The 17,325-nt window shown below is 61.5% G+C and carries 15 protein-coding genes; 9 read left to right on the top strand and 6 right to left on the bottom strand.

All coding sequences use genetic code 11. The features are described from left to right. The first annotated feature begins 4 nt into the window (after window positions 1-4). From ABDX87_RS24145 to ABDX87_RS24120, 6 genes are all read left to right on the top strand, one after another. Window positions 5-850, top strand: a complete 846-nt coding sequence (locus ABDX87_RS24145; protein ID WP_346830142.1) for a fumarylacetoacetate hydrolase family protein — start codon at window positions 5-7, stop codon at window positions 848-850. Between the two features lie 186 nt (window positions 851-1,036). Then, window positions 1,037-2,314, top strand: a complete 1,278-nt coding sequence (locus ABDX87_RS24140; RefSeq protein ID WP_346830141.1) for an L-fuconate dehydratase — start codon at window positions 1,037-1,039, stop codon at window positions 2,312-2,314. Between the two features lie 167 nt (window positions 2,315-2,481). Beyond that, entirely contained in the window at window positions 2,482-3,363 is an 882-nt protein-coding gene (locus ABDX87_RS24135) for an amidohydrolase family protein (RefSeq protein ID WP_346830140.1), read from the top strand. Next, on the top strand, window positions 3,360-4,136 hold the full coding sequence (locus ABDX87_RS24130; protein ID WP_346830139.1) for an SDR family oxidoreductase: 777 nt from the start codon (window positions 3,360-3,362) through the stop codon (window positions 4,134-4,136). The genes ABDX87_RS24135 and ABDX87_RS24130 overlap by 4 nt, the downstream gene beginning before the upstream one ends. Beyond that, a complete protein-coding gene (locus ABDX87_RS24125) occupies window positions 4,133-4,483 on the top strand; it encodes an L-rhamnose mutarotase (RefSeq protein ID WP_346830138.1) in 351 nt (116 codons plus the stop codon). The genes ABDX87_RS24130 and ABDX87_RS24125 overlap by 4 nt, the downstream gene beginning before the upstream one ends. A gap of 202 nt (window positions 4,484-4,685) precedes the next feature. Then, complete coding sequence (locus tag ABDX87_RS24120; RefSeq protein WP_431061176.1) at window positions 4,686-5,918, top strand: sugar MFS transporter; 1,233 nt, start codon at window positions 4,686-4,688, stop codon at window positions 5,916-5,918. Between the two features lie 274 nt (window positions 5,919-6,192). Here the strand turns inward: ABDX87_RS24120 and fhuF are convergent, their stop codons facing one another. From fhuF to ABDX87_RS24095, 5 genes are all read right to left on the bottom strand, one after another. Then, window positions 6,193-6,912: a siderophore-iron reductase FhuF gene (gene fhuF, locus ABDX87_RS24115; RefSeq protein ID WP_346830137.1), complete on the bottom strand. Its 720-nt coding sequence runs from the start codon at window positions 6,910-6,912 to the stop codon at window positions 6,193-6,195. A 42-nt stretch (window positions 6,913-6,954) separates the two neighbouring features. After that, complete coding sequence (locus tag ABDX87_RS24110) at window positions 6,955-7,788, bottom strand: formyltransferase family protein (RefSeq protein WP_346830136.1); 834 nt, start codon at window positions 7,786-7,788, stop codon at window positions 6,955-6,957. An 11-nt stretch (window positions 7,789-7,799) separates the two neighbouring features. After that, on the bottom strand, window positions 7,800-8,786 hold the full coding sequence (locus ABDX87_RS24105; protein WP_431061275.1) for a TauD/TfdA family dioxygenase: 987 nt from the start codon (window positions 8,784-8,786) through the stop codon (window positions 7,800-7,802). Window positions 8,787-8,829: 43 nt separating this feature from the next. Further along, window positions 8,830-9,030, bottom strand: a complete 201-nt coding sequence (locus ABDX87_RS24100) for an MbtH family protein (protein WP_346830134.1) — start codon at window positions 9,028-9,030, stop codon at window positions 8,830-8,832. 249 nt (window positions 9,031-9,279) lie between these two features. Then, window positions 9,280-10,227, bottom strand: coding sequence for a DMT family transporter (locus ABDX87_RS24095; protein ID WP_346830133.1), 948 nt, complete (start codon window positions 10,225-10,227; stop codon window positions 9,280-9,282). A 110-nt stretch (window positions 10,228-10,337) separates the two neighbouring features. Between ABDX87_RS24095 and ABDX87_RS24090 the strand changes: the two genes are divergently transcribed. Further along, window positions 10,338-11,261: a LysR substrate-binding domain-containing protein gene (locus ABDX87_RS24090; protein WP_346833606.1), complete on the top strand. Its 924-nt coding sequence runs from the start codon at window positions 10,338-10,340 to the stop codon at window positions 11,259-11,261. A gap of 34 nt (window positions 11,262-11,295) precedes the next feature. Here ABDX87_RS24090 and ABDX87_RS24085 read toward each other — a convergent pair whose 3' ends face one another. After that, on the bottom strand, window positions 11,296-12,807 hold the full coding sequence (locus ABDX87_RS24085) for an efflux transporter outer membrane subunit (RefSeq protein ID WP_346830132.1): 1,512 nt from the start codon (window positions 12,805-12,807) through the stop codon (window positions 11,296-11,298). 211 nt (window positions 12,808-13,018) lie between these two features. Here ABDX87_RS24085 and ABDX87_RS24080 point away from each other — a divergent pair, with 211 nt between their 5' ends. Both ABDX87_RS24080 and ABDX87_RS24075 read left to right on the top strand, forming a co-directional pair. Beyond that, a complete protein-coding gene (locus ABDX87_RS24080) occupies window positions 13,019-14,113 on the top strand; it encodes an efflux RND transporter periplasmic adaptor subunit (RefSeq protein ID WP_346830131.1) in 1,095 nt (364 codons plus the stop codon). After that, window positions 14,110-17,220: an efflux RND transporter permease subunit gene (locus ABDX87_RS24075; RefSeq protein WP_346830130.1), complete on the top strand. Its 3,111-nt coding sequence runs from the start codon at window positions 14,110-14,112 to the stop codon at window positions 17,218-17,220. The genes ABDX87_RS24080 and ABDX87_RS24075 overlap by 4 nt, the downstream gene beginning before the upstream one ends. The last annotated feature ends 105 nt before the right edge of the window (window positions 17,221-17,325 follow it).

The following is a 17,325-nucleotide window of genomic DNA, read 5'->3' as shown; positions in this document are numbered from 1 at the left end:
CCCCATGAAACTGCTGCGCTACGGTCAACCCGGCAAAGAACGCCCGGCCCTGCTGGACAAGGACGGCGGCATCCGTGATCTGTCGGAATTCATCGGCGACGTATCGGGTCAGGCCCTGAGCCCGGAAAGCATCGCGAAGCTCAAAGCGCTGGACCCTGCCAGCCTGCCCTTGGTCGACGGCACACCCCGCATCGGCCCTTGCGTGGCACAGGTCGGCAAGTTCATCTGCATCGGCCTGAACTATGCCGACCACGCCGCTGAAACCGGGGCGGACATTCCCAAAGAGCCGATCATTTTCAACAAATGGACCAGCGCCATCGTCGGCCCCAACGATAACGTGGAAATCCCGCGCAACTCGAAAAAAACCGACTGGGAAGTCGAACTCGGCGTAGTCATCGGCAAGGGCGGACGCTACATCGACGAAGCCAATGCGATGGACCATGTGGTCGGCTACTGCGTGATCAACGACGTGTCCGAGCGTGAATTCCAGATCGAGCGTGGCGGCACCTGGGACAAGGGCAAGGGCTGCGACACCTTCGGCCCGATGGGTCCGTGGCTGGTGACCAAGGACGAAATCGCCGACCCGCATCAGCTCAACCTGTGGCTGGAAGTGGACGGCAAGCGTTATCAGAACGGCAGTACCCGCACCATGATTTTCCAGATCCCGAAACTGGTCAGCTACCTCAGCCAGTTCATGAGCCTGCAGCCGGGCGACGTGATTTCCACCGGCACACCGCCGGGCGTGGGTCTGGGCATCAAGCCGGAACCGGTGTTTCTGCGCGCGGGCCAGCGCATGCGTCTGGGCATCGAAGGCCTGGGCGAGCAGGAGCAGCTGACGGTGGATGCCTGATCAGCCATGCGCCGTCGCACTGACGGCGCTGTCTCTGAGGGACTGAGCGTGCTCACGAAGGCGTCGTCCGGGCCGCGGAAAATGCAGCGGGCATAACGACCTCTTCGTGAGCACGCTCACTCACACAGGATGACTGCAGGATCCAAGCTTTGATGCCTCCCAAAAACAATTCCAAAGGGACCCGCCATGACCACCATCACCGCCCTGCGCGTTGAAGACATTCGTTTCCCCACGTCGCAGTCGCTGGACGGCTCCGACGCGATGAACCCCGACCCTGACTACTCGGCGGCGTACGTCATTCTGGAAACCGATCACCCTACCCTGCAAGGCCATGGCCTGACCTTCACCATCGGTCGCGGCAACGAGATCTGCTGCGCGGCGATCAAGGCGCTGTCGGGCGTCATGGTCGGCCTGAAGCTTGAGTGGATCGCCGAAGACATGGGCCGCTTCTGGCGCCACGTCACCAGCGACAGTCAGTTGCGCTGGATCGGCCCGGACAAGGGTGCGATTCACCTGGCGACCGGCGCCGTGGTCAACGCCACCTGGGACCTGTGGGCCAAGTCCGAAGGCAAACCGGTGTGGCAACTGGTGGCCGACATGAGCCCCGAGCAACTGGTGCGCTGCATCGATTTTCGCTACATCACCGATTGCATCACCCCGGACGAAGCGCTGGCCTTGCTCCGCGACCGCGCCCAAGGCAAAGCCGAGCGTTTGCAGTCGCTGAAAGCCGAGGGTTATCCCTGCTACACCACGTCGGCCGGATGGTTGGGCTACCCCGACGACAAGCTGCGTCGGCTGTGTCAGGAAGCGGTCGATGGCGGGTTCTCACACATCAAACTGAAGGTCGGTCGCGACCTGCAGGACGACATTCGTCGCGTGCGCATCGCCCGCGAAGTCCTGGGGCCGGACCGTCACCTGATGATCGACGCCAATCAGGTCTGGGAAGTGGATGCCGCCATTGACTGGGTGCGCGAGCTGTCGTTTGCCAAGCCGTGGTTCATTGAAGAACCGACCAGCCCGGACGACGTCGAGGGCCACCGCAAGATTCGTCTCGGCGTGTCTCCGGTCAAGGTGGCGACCGGTGAAATGTGCCAGAACCGCATCGTCTTCAAGCAACTGATCATGCGCGAAGCCATCGACGTGGTGCAGATCGACGCCTGCCGCCTGGGCGGGGTCAACGAAGTGCTGGCCGTGATGCTGATGGCCGCCAAGTACCACCTGCCGGTGTGCCCGCATGCCGGTGGCGTCGGATTGTGCGAATACGTGCAGCACCTGTCGATGATCGACTACCTGTGCCTGGCCGGCACCCACGAAGGCCGTGTGGTGGAGTTCGTCGATCACCTGCATGAGCACTTCGAAGATCCGTGCGTGATCCGCGATGCCGCGTACATGCCGCCGACCGCGCCGGGGTTCTCGATCCAGATGAAAAAGGCGTCGCGCAGGCAGTATGCGTATCGCGGGTAACCCTACGCTGCGACGAGAAGACTCAGCGCCCCTGTAGGAGCGAATTCATTCGCGAAAAATCTCTCTGCCGACAGCGATGTTTTGATTCGGACGGCAAATCGCGAATGAATTCGCTTCCACAGGGAGGATAGCGTCGAACCTTCAAGAACGGACGGAGTACAACAACAATGTCGTCCCAAGACTCGAACGATCCGGGAGCCACGTTACGCGTGGACGCCCATCAGCACTTCTGGCGCTACCGTGCGCAGGATTACCCGTGGATCGACGAGCGACACGGCGCGCTGCGACGTGACTTCACGCCACAGGATTTGAAGCCACTGCTCGACCAGCACGGCATCGCGGGCTGCATCGCCGTGCAGGCGCGGCACAGCCTCGACGAGACCGATACCCTGCTCGCCCTGGCTGAGCAGCATCCATGGATCGTCGGCGTGGTCGGCTGGGTCGACCTGCGCGCCCCGGACCTTGAGCGGCAACTGGAACGGCGGGCCGAGTCCGAAAAGCTGGTCGGCCTCCGCCACCTGATTCAGGACGAACCCTCGCCGTCGCTGTTCATGCAAGACCCGGCATTCGCCCGGGGCGTCCGTCTGCTGCAGGCCCGAGGCCTGACGTATGACCTGTTGATCAAGGACGCCGACCTACAGGCCGCCGCTGGCTTCTGCCAACGCCACGATGAACACCCCATCATTCTCGATCATCTCGGCAAACCGGACCTTTCCCAAGAAGACCCGATCGCCTGGGCCGAGCGGATCGCGCCGCTCGCCGCGTTGCCCCACGTCAGTTGCAAGTTGTCGGGATTGATCACCGAAGCGGACTGGCAGCAATGGCGACCCGTCGAGCTTTTGCCGTACTTCTACCTCGCGCTGGAGCTGTTTGGCCCGCAGCGGCTGATGTTTGGCTCCGACTGGCCGGTGTGCCAGGTCGCCGGCACCTACAGCGACGTCCATCGCCTGTTCGAATCCGCCCTTCGCGAACTGTCCGCCGACGAACAGGCGGCGATTCGCGGCGGCAACGCCATTCGCCTTTATGGCCTGCAAGGAAACTGCCCATGAACCTGCATCTGCAAGACAAAGTCATCATCGTCACCGGCGGCGGCTCCGGCATCGGCGCTGCGATTTCCTTGGGGCTGGCCGAAGAAGGCGCGATCCCGGTGATCTTCGCCAACCAGCCGTTGCCCGCCGAGCTCGCGGCCGAGCTGGACAAGCGCCAGCCGCAGAGCCTGTTCCTGCAAGTGGAGCTGCGCGACGAAGCGGGATGTGCTGGCGCCGTGGACAAGGTCCTAGAACGCTTCGGACGCATCGACGGGCTGGTCAATAACGCCGGGGTCAACGACAACGTCGGCCTGGACGCCGGGCGCAGCGCGTTCATCGAGTCGCTGGAAAAGAACCTGATCCACTATTACCTGATGACCCATTTGTGCGTCGATGCGCTCAAGGCGAGCAAAGGCGCCATCGTCAATATCGGCTCGAAAACCGCGCTCACCGGACAAGGCGGCACCAGCGGTTACACCGCGTCCAAAGGTGCGCAACTGTCGCTGACCCGCGAGTGGGCCGCGTCGTTGCTGGAAGACGGTGTGCGGGTCAACGCTGTGATTCCGGCGGAGGTCATGACCCCGCTGTATGAGCGCTGGATTTCAAGCTTCGACGACCCCAAGGCGAAGCTTGAGAAGATCGTCGAGAAGATCCCGCTTGGCCAACGCATGACCACCCCGACCGAGATCGCCGACAGCGTTCTGTTCCTGCTCTCCTCCCGCGCCTCGCACACCACCGGACAATGGCTGGTGGTGGACGGCGGTTACACCCATCTCGACCGGGCACTGACATGAACCGGCAACGTTTCTGCCTGGCGCTGGACCTGGTCGATGACCCCATACTGATCGCCGAGTATGAGCGACTGCACCAGCGCATCTGGCCTGAGATCGCCGATCACCTGCGCCGCGTCGGCGTGCTCGACATGCAGATCTGGCGGCTGGGTACGCGGCTATTCATGGTCATGGAAACCACAGCGAGTTTCAGCGTCCAGGCGATGGAAAACGCCTCGGCCGAAAACCCCAAGGTGCAGGAATGGGAAGACTTGATGTGGGCTTTCCAGAAGCCGACGCCGTGGACCGAACCGGGCAACAAATGGCAGCCCATGGCGCGGATTTTCAGCCTGGCGGAACAACCTCGCTAGCGCCATTCGCCAAAAGAGACACAGCCCCCTGTGGGGGCGAATTCATTCGCGAGAGGCCAATGCAGTCAACCCATCTGTAGTGCCTGGGCCATTTTTCGCGAATGAATTCGCTCCCACAGAGGTCTCCTCGACCTGAACCCTGTTGCACCCCGACTACTGACTCGACCGCTTTACGCCCCAACAAAAACAAAAGGAGAGCGTCATGTTGACCAAAGACACGAAAGTCGAATCCCAGGTGTACCGCCCCGCCGTGCCTTCGGTGCGCGTGGCGTTGATGTTGGTGACCAGTCTGTTTTTCCTCTGGGGCCTGTCCTATGGCCTGCTGGACGTGTTGAACAAGCACTTCCAGGAGACGTTGCACGTCAGCAAGGCGCAGTCCGGCCTGTTGCAGGCGGCGTATTTCGGTGCGTATTTCATCATCGCCCTGCCCGCCGGTCTGCTCATGGACCGTTTCGGTTACAAGGCCGGGATCCTGCTGGGCCTGTGCCTTTACGCTGCGGGTGCACTGCTGTTCATGCCCGCCGCCAATGCCGCGAGCTTCCCGTTTTTCCTGTTCGCGCTGTTCGTCATTGCCTTGGGCCTGGGCTGTCTGGAAACCGCAGCCAACCCGTACGCCACGGTGCTGGGTGACCCGAAAGGTGCCGAGCGGCGCCTGAACCTGGCGCAGTCGTTCAACGGGCTCGGCCAGTTCGTCGGTCCGCTGCTCGGCGGTGCGCTGTTCTTCGGCGGCGCCAATGCCGGCAGCGACAACAGCTCCCTGCAGACCACCTACGTGGTGATTGCCGTGATCGTGCTGCTGGTCGCAGCCCTGTTCGCCCGCACCCCCATGCCGGATTTGCGCGAACAGGAATCGAAGATCCAGCGTAGCGACAGTAAAACCCTGTGGCAGCACCGCGAATTCGTCGGTGGCGTGATTACCCAGTTCTTCTACGTGGCCGCGCAAGTGGGCGTCGGCGCGTTCTTCATCAACTATGTCACCGAACACTGGGCCAGCATGACCAGCCAGACCGCCGCTTACCTGCTGTCGGTCGCGATGATCTGCTTCATGTGCGGGCGCTTCTTCAGCACCTGGCTGATGGGCCGTATTCCTGCGCAACGGCTGCTGATGGTCTACGCCTGGGTCAACGTGGCGCTGTGCGCGGTGGTGGTCAGCGGGGTGGAAAGCGTGTCGGTGGTGGCGCTAATCGCAATCTTTTTCTTCATGTCGATCATGTTCCCGACCATCTTCGCCATGGGCGTGAAAAACCTCGGTCCCCACACCAAACGCGGCAGTTCGTTTCTGATCATGGCCATCGTCGGCGGCGCCCTGATGCCGTACTTCATGGGGTTGGTGGCGGATCACTTCTCTACAGCGCTGGCATACCTCTTGCCGCTGGGGTGCTTTGTGGTGGTGGCGTTTTATGGACGTAGCGGGTTGCGCAGTCACCCACGTTAACGCAGACCCTGTAGGAGCCGGTTTGGTGCGGGCCGCGTTCGGACGAATGCGGTGGGTCAGCGGCATATTGCCTTCGCTGCCCTCGTAACCTCGGACGTCTCCTACAGGTACTGCGTCGTTTCGATGATTTGTGGTCGACATCTAACCTGTGGCCGGCTTGCTGGCGAAAGCGTCCCCGTCAGTCGACATCGATGTGTCCCGACTGACGGGTTCGCCAGCAAGCCGGCTTCTACAGCTGTTGTCGCAGCGCAGTGGGCTGCGTCAAGACTGGCAGTCAGGCGCTGGGCGACGGGCAGTTCTCGCAATATGCCAGCCCGTTCACCCGATATCGCACGCAGCAGACCCGTCGCTGGCGCTTCAACGCTGCGTGCCCTGCGACTTTGATGTAACGCACGGGGTGGGACAGCGGGTTGCGGCCGCCGTCCTGAAGGGTCGGCGCATTGAGCAGCTCATGCCCCTGGCTCAGATCGGCGTGGGGCATGGCAGTGGCGAGTACACTCAGCAGCCATTCGAAATAGTTGCCGGCGTTGCTCCACAGCACGTTGGGGGACAGCCGCGTGAGGGTGGCGACGGTGTCGATGAAGGGGCGCAGGTGGCCTTCGATCAGTTCGTCGAAACGCTGGTAGGCATCGCGCGGTGCGGGCGCCCAGCGCTGACCGGGATCCGGCAGTTTGAAGCCGAGCGGCATCCCTTGATCGTCCAACATCACCTGGAGTTGTTCGAGCCGCAGCGGCAGGCGGTGTTCGAGTATCAACGATGCTGCCACCACCGGCGGAATCAGTTTGATGAAGTAGTACTTGGACCAGACCGAGGCCAGGCCTCGCCGGTCGCTGTCGGGGTACTGCTGGCCAAAGCGATGCAATACCGAAGTGAACACCTCAGGCGTGAGCAGAGTGCTCAGCGGCATGCCCGGACGCGGGTCGTCCTCCAGCACGAGGACGTCCCGATAGTGCGAAAAATCGGCGATGAACAACGGCGCCAGCGCTGGGATCATCGTCTGACTCCTCCGGCGCGGGCCGCCTGTTCTAAGAAAAGACTAATGAGCCTGACGCCGCGCCAGCACCAGCAACCCCTGCTCCAGTGCCGGGAACAGGCTGTTGTTGAAGTTGTTCCAGCGCAGTTCGAGGATCGTATCGTCCGGCGCAATCGGCGTGTCCAGCACGTCGAAGATGACCTCGCCGGAATCGATGCCGTTGTCGACGTAATGGAACGACGCGCCAGTCATGTTTACCACCGGGATATCGACGGTTTCTCGGGTGTTCCAGTCGATGACCTTCTTGCCCTTGGCGCCGTACAACGCATCGAGGGTGGCGTACGCGCCGCGACGCTCATACGGCGACTCAAGGCGCGTGATGCCGGGGTGAATGTTGACGACACGACGGTGAAAAACCGCACCGGGTCGCACCAGTTCATCGAGGATCACCAGCAGTCCGTCGAGCACCACGATGTCGGCTTCCAGTGCGTGCAGACGCTCGCCCAGACGCCGCTCGAAATCGGACTTGCCCGCTGGACGCTGACCGTCGCCCAGCGGCAGTGCGCGGTAGGTCGACGGTACGTTTTCCAGCAGATCGTTCACCTGACGACCCTGAACTTTCAGGTCCGCCGGGTAGAACCAGTGCTCGCCCTGCCCCGGCGCGAAACCGTATTCCTTGATGTTTTCCCGGTCACGCGCTGACGCCGGATTGTCGTCGCAGATGACCGCTTCCAGCGAATAATGATCGCCCAGCGGTGTGTCATTGAGCGCCTGGACCAGGTGCTCCAGCGGCGACTTCATGTAGCGCTGTTCGCCGTGGTAATCGACGTATTGACCGGCTTTGTCCGCCGCAGCGTTACGCAGCGACCAGACGTAGACAAGTTTTGCTTTCGGCATGGGTTTCGAACTCATGGAGGAGTGAGGAGCGTGTCGCCATTGACGCCTTCGGCCATGGCGACCACCACTTTTCGCTCACCGCTGAAGGGTTTGCGCGAGTGGGCGACGAGCATGTTGTCGAGCATCAGCACATCGCCGGTTTCCCAAGGGAACACCACTTCGCAGTCATCGAGCACCGCGCGAATTTCCGCCAGCGCGTCCTCTTCCAATGGACTGCCGTCGCCGTAGTACACGTTGCGCGGCAAGCCCTCTTCGCCCACGGTGTCCAGCAGGATTTCCTGCATGTCAGGGTCGAGGTTGGAGAGGTGAAACAGATGCGCCTGGTTGAACCAGACCCAGTCCTTGGTCCGCGGGTGCTGCGCCACGCCCTGCACCCGCTGACGGGTGCGCAGGTCGCCGTCTTCGTTCCAGTCGCACTGGATGCCGCGCTTGCGGCAGTAGGCTTCGACGTCACTATGACGGTCGGTGTTGAACACCTGTTGCCAGGTCAAATCGAGGCCATTGCCGTAGTTGCGCACGTACATCAGGCGTTTCTCTTCGAAGCGTTTGCGCAGCACCGGGTTGATGCGGCGGAACACCTCACGGCTGTCGGCGATCGGCGTTTCGCCGCCACTGGCAGCGGCCTTGGCGCAGTAGAACCAGATGCGCATTGGCCATTCGTTGGTGTACGCCTGTTCGTTGTGCAGCGGGATCGAGCGGTGCGCGGGGTATTCGGTGGAAGTGTAAACGCCCTTTCCGTCGACCTGGCTGCGGGGCGTGGAGCCGAATTCGTAGTTGAGCAACGGGTGTCCGAACGCCGCCGCAAATCGCTGGAAACCTTCGATGCCGTCACTGACAAAGCCGCTGAACAGGATCGCGCCGTCGCGCTCCAGGGAGTGTTCGACCACGTTGCGCAGGTTCTCGAACGCTGCCGTCAGCGAGGCTTCTGTCTGACCGGGATAGACCCGCAGGGGGAAGCCGGTCTCGAGATGAAGTGGATGTGGCGTAAGCATGCGCATGTTCATGGGCAAGACGCTCCGCAAGCAGGGAAATTGGGGTGATTCAGGCCATGGCCTTGCGCAGACTCAGTGGACGCATGTCGGTCCAGGTGGCTTCGATGTAGTTGAGGCAGGTTTGTTTGTCGCCTTCGACGCCGACGCTTTTCCAGCCGTCAGGGATGGCTTTGTAGTCGGGCCAGATGGAGTACTGTTCTTCGTGGTTGATGACTACGCGGAATTGGGTGTTTTCGCCGTCAAAGCTCATGGGTGGACCTCGTCGATGTTGATTGGCCGCGTGCAGGGCGGCGTTATCTAGAAGACGATTGAGCGGGCGGGATGATTAGTGGTTTTTTGAAAAAACAGCGGAGAGCCCGGGACGTTGCGAATCAGCCTACACTCGCGCCACCTTACTGTTGGAGCGACCGGTGTGGCGTCCACCTTGCCCGCGATCTGCAGGCAACCGGCAGTAAACCCTATGAAAGCAATTTTCCTGACGCGGCCTACAACGCCGACATCAAACGACCGGCTGCTCCAGCTTCACGGTCGGCACCCGATGCCGTCTCGCCGCCCAGACGACGCCGCCTATGAGCAGTGCGATGGCGATGACTTCCATCAGGCCGGGCATTCGTTGGTTGAAGAGAAAGCCGTAAACGCAGGCAAACAGGGTTTCGAAGACAATCATCTGGCCGCTGAGCGAGGTTGCCATCCGGCGCGAGCAGGCGTTCCACAGGCCGTTGGCGAGCCATGAGCCGCACAGCGCGAGGAACAGGCAGACCCAGAAGAAGCTCATCCAGCGACTGTGCTCGATGTTGGCGGGTATCAGGTTCGGGAACAGCATCAGGGCGCCCAACCCGAAGACCACTGCCACCACGCCCGTGACAATGCCCAGCAGGGTTGACCAATCGCTGCTGTTGAACCGGCTGTTCCTGAGATAACGCGCATTGCGCGTGGCGTACCACGACCAGCTGACCACGCCGGAGAAACCGCAGGCCAGGCCCAGCAGCTGCGAAGACAACGGAACGTTCGACGACGCTGATGCTGCGTGCTCCAGGCTGATCGCTACGATTCCAAGGAATACCATCAGCAAGGGCAGCTTGAGCTTTCTGATCGGCAGCGAGCCCGTATCACTGCGCCCCAGAAAGGTGATGGCGACCGGCATCATGCCGTTGATCAACGCGGCAGCCGTGACACCGCTGAGCTGAATCGACGCCCCGAGCAACGCGTAATTCAACACGTTTCCGGTCAGGGAAAGACGCAGCAGCATCAGCAGGTCGGTGCGGGTCAGCTTTGAAAGCAGACGTGAAGCGAACGGCAAGGCAACGGCCAGGGAAAACAGTCCGTAAATGGCAAACCGAACGCTGCTGATCAGAACGGCGTTGAATTCCGGCAATAACGACGGCCCAACGATGACGCCGCCCCAAATGGCCCCGGCCAGAAGTGCAAACACTATCCCACTGTTCATGACATCGACTCGGCCAAGTGAATGAGGCCGATTCTAACGATGGAAAATCCCGACCACATGCGATAAAAAGTCAGCGACCCATTCCACACAGGCATGTCGAGGAGTTCATCATCAACCGTTACCTGCGCACCTTGCCGCCGCTGGAAACCCTGATCACCTTCGAAGCCGTTGCACGCCACGCCAGCTTCACCGGCGCCGCGTCCGAGCTGTTTCTGACCCAGAGCGCTGTCAGCAAGCAGATGCGTACCCTGGAAGACAGCGTCGGCGTTGCGCTGTTCGAGCGCAAACCTCGTGGCGTTGCGCTCACCACGGCAGGCGAAGAGCTGCTCGTGACGGTGAACCTCATGCTCACCGCGATGTACCAAAGCGTCACACGGATTCGTAACGTCCATCAGTCCAACGCCGTCTCGGTGCTGGCGACCCATGCCCTCGCGCAGTTCTGGCTGTTTCCCAAGCTCATCGAGTTCAACAAGGCCTGTCCGGACATCGCCGTTCACGTTCACGCCATCAATGAAATGGACGAAGCCAGCCTCAATGATTTCGACCTGGGCCTGCTGTACGGCTCAGGTGAATGGGCCTCACTGAACAGCGATTTCCTGCTGCCTGAAATCGTCTACCCCGCCGCTCACCCTTCGCTCGATGTATCCGGCATCCAGACGCTAGAGCAACTGGCACAAGCGAACCTGATCCAGATCGACACGTCCGCCTGGCATTGCCTGGATTGGGATCAGTGGTTTCATCGCCTGGGCCACGACTATTCGCCACCCGATCACGCGCCGGTGTTCAACCAACTGACCCTGGCCTTTCGCGCCGTGCAACAAGGCATGGGCATTGGGCTGGCGTGGACATTCATGGGCGACGAGGCCGTGGCCCGAGGCGAACTCCAGCGGGTCACGGCTTTCGAGTGCAGAACGGGGTATGGCGAATTTCTGGTGTCGGTGAAGCATCGCGCGCTGTCCCCGTCCGCCCAGCTGTTCAGGGACTGGCTACTGGCTTCAGCGCAGGCTGAGCTCGTCAGCCCGGCAAACGCCTGAACAGCACACGGCCGAGCGGCACCGGGCACGATGTTCAATTTTCCACGGTGTCGTCCGGAGAACCACGCCGGCGTTCTGCCTTCGCCACCACGTCGGCGCGGGGTGCGTTCCAGCCTCCGCCGAGCGACTTGAAGCAGTCCACGGCGGCGACGGACGCTGCGGACTGCGCGAGCAGCTTCTGCTCCTGCGCCTGCTGCAACCGGTCGTCGGCGTCCAGTACCTCAATGAAACTCACACTGCCCTGCTGAAACGCAGAAAAGGCTGCGGCTCGGGCCTCCGCCAGCGAACGGACCCCGTCCTCAAGGACTGCATTCTGTTTCTCGCTCTGCACCAGCTGGGTCATCGCGTTTTCAACGTCGGCGGTGGCTTGCAGCAGTGTCTGCTGATAGGCCGCCAGCGCCTGGGCATCACGGCCTTTGGCAAATTCGACTTCCGCTTTCACGCGACCGAAGTCGAACAGCCGCCAGCGTAATCCGAAGACTGCCTGTGCCTGATCTGCATCGCCGGACAACAGATTGCCACTGGCATGGGTGGCAGAGCCCAGCAGCGCGCCGATCGAAAACTTGGGGTAATAATCAGCGACCGCCTGGCCGATCCGCGCATTGGAGGCCGCCAATGTGCGTTCTGCGGCAATGACATCGGGGCGGCGACGGAGCATGTCGGCTTGCCCCCCAGCGGTATCGATGCCCGGCGCCACGGGTATCGGTGTCACCTTCGCGAGCTCCTGGTGAAGCGCCCCCGGCATCACGCCGCTGAGCACTTCGAGGGAGTTCATCGTGCTTTCAATCGAGCTGCGCAACGGCGGTATCTGCGCCGACACCGTCGCCAGGACGCCCTCGGCCTGCTTCAACTGAAGTCGGGCAACGACGCCGTTGGCGTATTGCAGTTGCAGCAGCCTGACCAGATCGGTCTGTGTTTTCACCCGGCTTTCGACGACCTGGAGCCGAGCCTGCAACGTACGCAGCTGGATGTAACCACTCGCCGCAGAGGACGTGACAATCAGCCTGACGGCGGCCTGTTGCGCGACCGCCGTCTGCTGCTCGGCGTTGGCCGCTTCGAGGCCGCGCCGCAAGCCGCCAAAGATGTCGACCTCCCAGCTCGCACCGGCATCGACCTGATAAAGGCTGCTGTTGCGATCGAAGCCGGGAGAAGCGCTGGCGAGCTGCCCGATCGGGTCCTGAAGCGACTGATGATTCCTGCTCGCCTGCGCGTTCAGATCACCTGACGGCAACAGCGCCGAGCGCGCCCCCGTCGTCATGGCACGCGCCTGGTTGACTCTGGCGACGGCTTGCGCCAGATCGAGGTTCTGCGCCAGCGCGCGGTTAACCAGCGTCTCCAGTTCCTTGTCACCGAATCCCGCCCACCAGGTCGTCATGTCGGCGGCGGGCAGGCGGGATACTCGCTGCTCCAGCAGTGGCTGGTTACGGAACGGAGCCTGGGCCGGAAGCTCCGGTGCGTGGTAGTCCGGGCCGACCGCGCACCCCGCCAGAAACACGGCTGGCAAACAGCCTGCGATCCACGCGCTTCGAAAAGGAAAAAGGTTCATGGCAAATCCTGTGATCTCGAGCGGCAATTATTTCCGGGCAAAAATTTTTGTCAACGATTTATTGAAACCGTCACACATAAACCTTACTTCATCCACATAAACCGCACAGAAAAGGACTTAATCAGGAATGATGATGAACATCAATGGTTACGTATTTACAAAACCGTAAACATAAAAGAACATTGCGCCCTGAATTTTTCTGGAGGTCGCCATGTCGATACATCCTGCTGCACTTATCTCCATCACGGCCGCTGCCCTGCTACTGGCTGCCTGCGGCCATCCTCCGGAAAGCGATCCACGCCTCGTCGATCCGGTCGTCGATACCGCCGTCGTTCAGCCCGATCACTCAACGACGCAATCATTTACCGGCGTGGTCGCCGCCAGAGTGCAGAGCGATCTGGGCTTTCGCGTTTCCGGCAAGGTGATTCAGCGCCTGGTCGACGTAGGGCAGCGGGTTCACAAGGGGCAGACTTTGATGAAGATCGACCCGGTCGATCTGAATCTGGCCATCACCAATCAGAAAGGCGCCGTGGCATCGGCCAAAGCCAGGCTGGTGCAGGCGCAGGCTGACGAAGCCCGCCTTCGCAGCCTTGTCGCCGCCGGTGCGATTTCGGCCATGGCCTATGACCAGGCGGTTGCCGCGCTCAACAGCGCCAAGGCACAACTGGATGCCGCCCAGGCGCAGGCAGACGTCGCCGCCAACGCCAGCCAGTACGCAGAACTGAAAGCAGATGTGGACGGGCTGGTCGTCAACACGGCGGCAGAACCCGGCCAGGTGGTTGCAGCTGGTCAGACCGTGGTGGAGCTGGCCAAAGATGGCGCCCGCGAGGCCGCGGTCGAATTGCCTGAAACGCTGAGGCCGGCGCTTGAATCCACCGCGCAGGCGCGCTTGTACGGAACGCCAGTACGCAGTGCGCAAGCCACGCTGCGCGAGCTGTCCGAGGCGGCCAATCCGGTGACCCGAACCTTTTCCGCGCGCTACGTGCTCAGCGACGAACTCAAGAACGCGCCGCTGGGTGCGACGATCAAGGTCACGCTTCAATCCAGCCTGCCCTCGGACACCCCCTCCGTCGCGATCCCCCTGACAGCGCTGCGCAATGGCGGTGAAAAATACAGCGTCTGGGTGATCGATCAGGCGTCGATGACCGTCCAGGAGCACGCGGTGAACGTATTGGCTGTAGGCCTGGAAACCGCACGGGTGGCCGGTGACCTTAAACCCGGTGACACCGTCGTGGCGCTCGGCGCTCACCTGCTGCATGCCAACCAGAAGGTACGCCTGGGCAACACGCTGGCGGTGACGCCATGAGCGGATTCAATCTGTCGGCACTGGCTGTGCGCGAACGTGCCGTCACGCTGTTTCTGATCATCGCAATCACGCTCGCCGGACTTGTAGCCTTCATGAAGCTCGGCCGGGCGGAAGACCCGGCGTTCACCGTGAAGGTGATGACCGTCACGGCCGTCTGGCCGGGTGCGACGGCCGAGGAGATGCAAAACCTGGTGGCAGAGCCTCTTGAGAAGCGCCTGCAAGAGCTCAAATGGTATGACCGGGTCGAGACCATCACGCGTCCGGGCCTGGCATTGATGACCTTGACCCTGCTCGACGCCACCCCGCCCAAACAGGTCCCTGACGAGTTTTATCAGGCCCGCAAGAAGCTGTTCGACGAAACGCGCAAGCTGCCTTCCGGCGTGATGGGCCCCTACGTCAACGACGAATACTCGGATGTCTCGTTCGCGCTGTACGCGTTGAAAGCACCCGGCCTGCCCCACCGTTACCTCACCCGCCAGGCCGAAGAGGTTCGTCAGGATGTGCTGCAAGTCCCTGGCGTGAAGAAAATCGACATTCTGGGCGAGCGTCCCGAACGCATCTTCGTCGAGTTTTCCTATTCGCGACTGGCGAATCTGGGTGTCAATGCCCAGGACATCTTCGCCCAGTTGCACAATCAGAACGCAATCACGCCCGCAGGCTCCATCGAGGCCAGAGGCCCGCAGGTGTTCGTGCGTCTGGATGGCGCGCTGGACGATCTGGAAAAGATCCGCAACACGCCGATTGCCGCCTCGCAAGGCCGTACGCTGAAGCTGAGCGACGTGGCGGAGGTAAAACGTGGTTATGAGGACCCGGCCACGTTCATCATCCGTCACGACGGTGAAGAAGCCCTGGTGCTCAGCGTCGTCATGAAAGATGGCTGGAACGGACTGGACCTGGGCAAGGCCCTTCAGGCCGAACAACAGAAAATCTCATCGAACCTGCCGCAAGGCATCAGCTTCAGCAAAATCACCGATCAGGCGGTGAACATCACCGAAGCGGTCGACGAATTCATGATCAAGTTCTTCGTGGCGCTGGCGGTGGTCATGGTCGTCAGCCTGCTGAGCCTGGGCTGGCGCGTAGGAATCGTCGTGGCCGCCGCCGTGCCCCTGACCCTGGCTGCGGTACTCATCGTGATGCTGGCGACCGGCCGCGTATTTGACCGCATCACCCTGGGCGCCTTGATTCTGGGTCTGGGCTTGCTGGTCGATGACGCGATCATTGCGATCGAAATCATGGTGGTCAAACTCGAGGAAGGCTACACCCGCATCAAGGCGGCGTCCTACGCCTGGAGCCACACGGCGGCACCGATGCTGGCGGGCACGCTGGTCACCGTCATCGGCCTGATGCCGGTAGGGTTCGCCCAATCCACCGCAGGAGAATACGCCGGGAATATCTTCTGGATCGTCGGCTTCGCGCTGATCATTTCCTGGATGGTCGCGGTGTTCTTCACGCCGTATCTGGGCGTCAAGCTGCTGCCGGAAATCAAACAGATCGAAGGCGGTCACGACAGGATCTATTCCACGCCCAACTTTCAGCGTCTGCGTCGGTTGATCAGCACTGCGATTCGGCACAAATACTGGGTCGCCGGAGGCGTGTTTGCCTTGTTCGCGCTGGCAATCGTGGGCATGGGCTCGGTCAAACAACAGTTTTTCCCAAGCTCCGACCGTCCCGAGTTATTGGTGGAAGTGCAATTGCCCGAGGGCAGCTCGATCAACGCCACCAGCGAGGCCACGAAAAAAGTCGAGGCATGGATCAGAACCCAGCCCGAAGCGAAGATCGTCACCAGCTACATCGGCCAAGGTGCGCCGCGCTTTTTCCTCTCGTACAACCCGGAGTTGCCCGACCCTTCGTTCGCCAAAATCATTGTACTGACCGAGAACGAAGGCACTCGGGACGCCCTGAAACTGCGCCTGCGTGCCCAAGTGGAGAAACAACTGGCGCCGGAAGCACGCGTGCGCGTCTCGCAACTGGTCTTCGGGCCGTACACGCGATTCCCGGTCGAATTTCGCGTGATGGGGCCGGACGCCGACAAAGTGCGTGGCATCGCGCAACAGGTCGCCGAGGTCATGCGCAAGAACCCTGGCATGCGACAGGTGAACACCGACTGGAGCGAAAAGCAGCCCACGCTGCATTTCGTCCTCGATCAGGATCGCCTGCAGGTGATGGGACTCACGTCCTCCCAGGCGTCGGAGCAATTGCAGTTCCTGTTGACCGGTATTTCCGTGACCCAAGTGCGTGAAGATATCCGGACCGTCGATGTCATGGCACGCACTCAGGATGAAGACAGGCTCGACCCGGCCCGCATCGAAAACATGACACTGACCAGCAAGAACGGTCAGTTGATTCCGATCAGGCAGATCGGCCACGTCGAGATTCGTGCGGAAGACCCGATTCTCAAACGCCGCAATCGCCTACCGACGATCACCGTGCGCGGTGACATCGACGAGCAGATGCAGCCGCCGCAGGTCTCCATGGAAGTCTATGGGCAGCTTCAGCCGATCATCAGCAACCTCCCGTTGGGGTATCAGATCCAGATCGGCGGCAACATCGAGGAGTCACTGAAAGCGAACAATGCACTGGCGCCGATCTTCCCGGTGATGCTGTTGTTCACCCTGATCGTGATCATTGTCCAGGTGCGCAGTTTCGCCGCGATGGCGATGGTCGTCCTGACGGCTCCGCTGGGGCTGGTCGGGACCGTACCGATCCTGCTGATCTTCCATCAGGCGTTCGGGTTCAATGCCATTTTGGGGTTGATCGGCCTGTCAGGGATTTTGATGCGTAACACGCTGATTCTGATCGGACAGATTCACACCAACGAGGCCGACGGGCTTGACCCCTATCACGCAGCGGTCGAGGCCACCGTGCAGCGTGCGCGACCGGTGATTCTGACGGCTGTGGCCGCCGTGCTGGCGTTCATACCGCTGACCTTTTCGGTGTTCTGGGGCTCGATGGCGTTTACGCTGATCGGCGGCACGGCGGTGGGAACCGTCCTGACGCTGTTGTTCCTGCCAGCCCTTTACGCAATCTGGTTCAAGATCAAACCGCCCGCCGCCGGGGCGGAGAAAACGGCGGCTACGCACACTGCAGCGTCTGCCGACGCGGGTTAAACCCACCGCTCCGGTGGCGTGGTCGCCAGGCGACTGCGTCACCGGGGCTGTTGGCCTACAGCCCTGTCGTGACCGGGCACCGATGCCGCTGACCCGTTGATGTAC

This window comes from Pseudomonas abietaniphila (assembly GCF_039697315.1).
Lineage (GTDB): Bacteria > Pseudomonadota > Gammaproteobacteria > Pseudomonadales > Pseudomonadaceae > Aquipseudomonas > Aquipseudomonas abietaniphila_B.
Note: the sequence above shows the minus strand (reverse complement) of the source record. Positions and strands in the feature narration are given on the sequence as shown.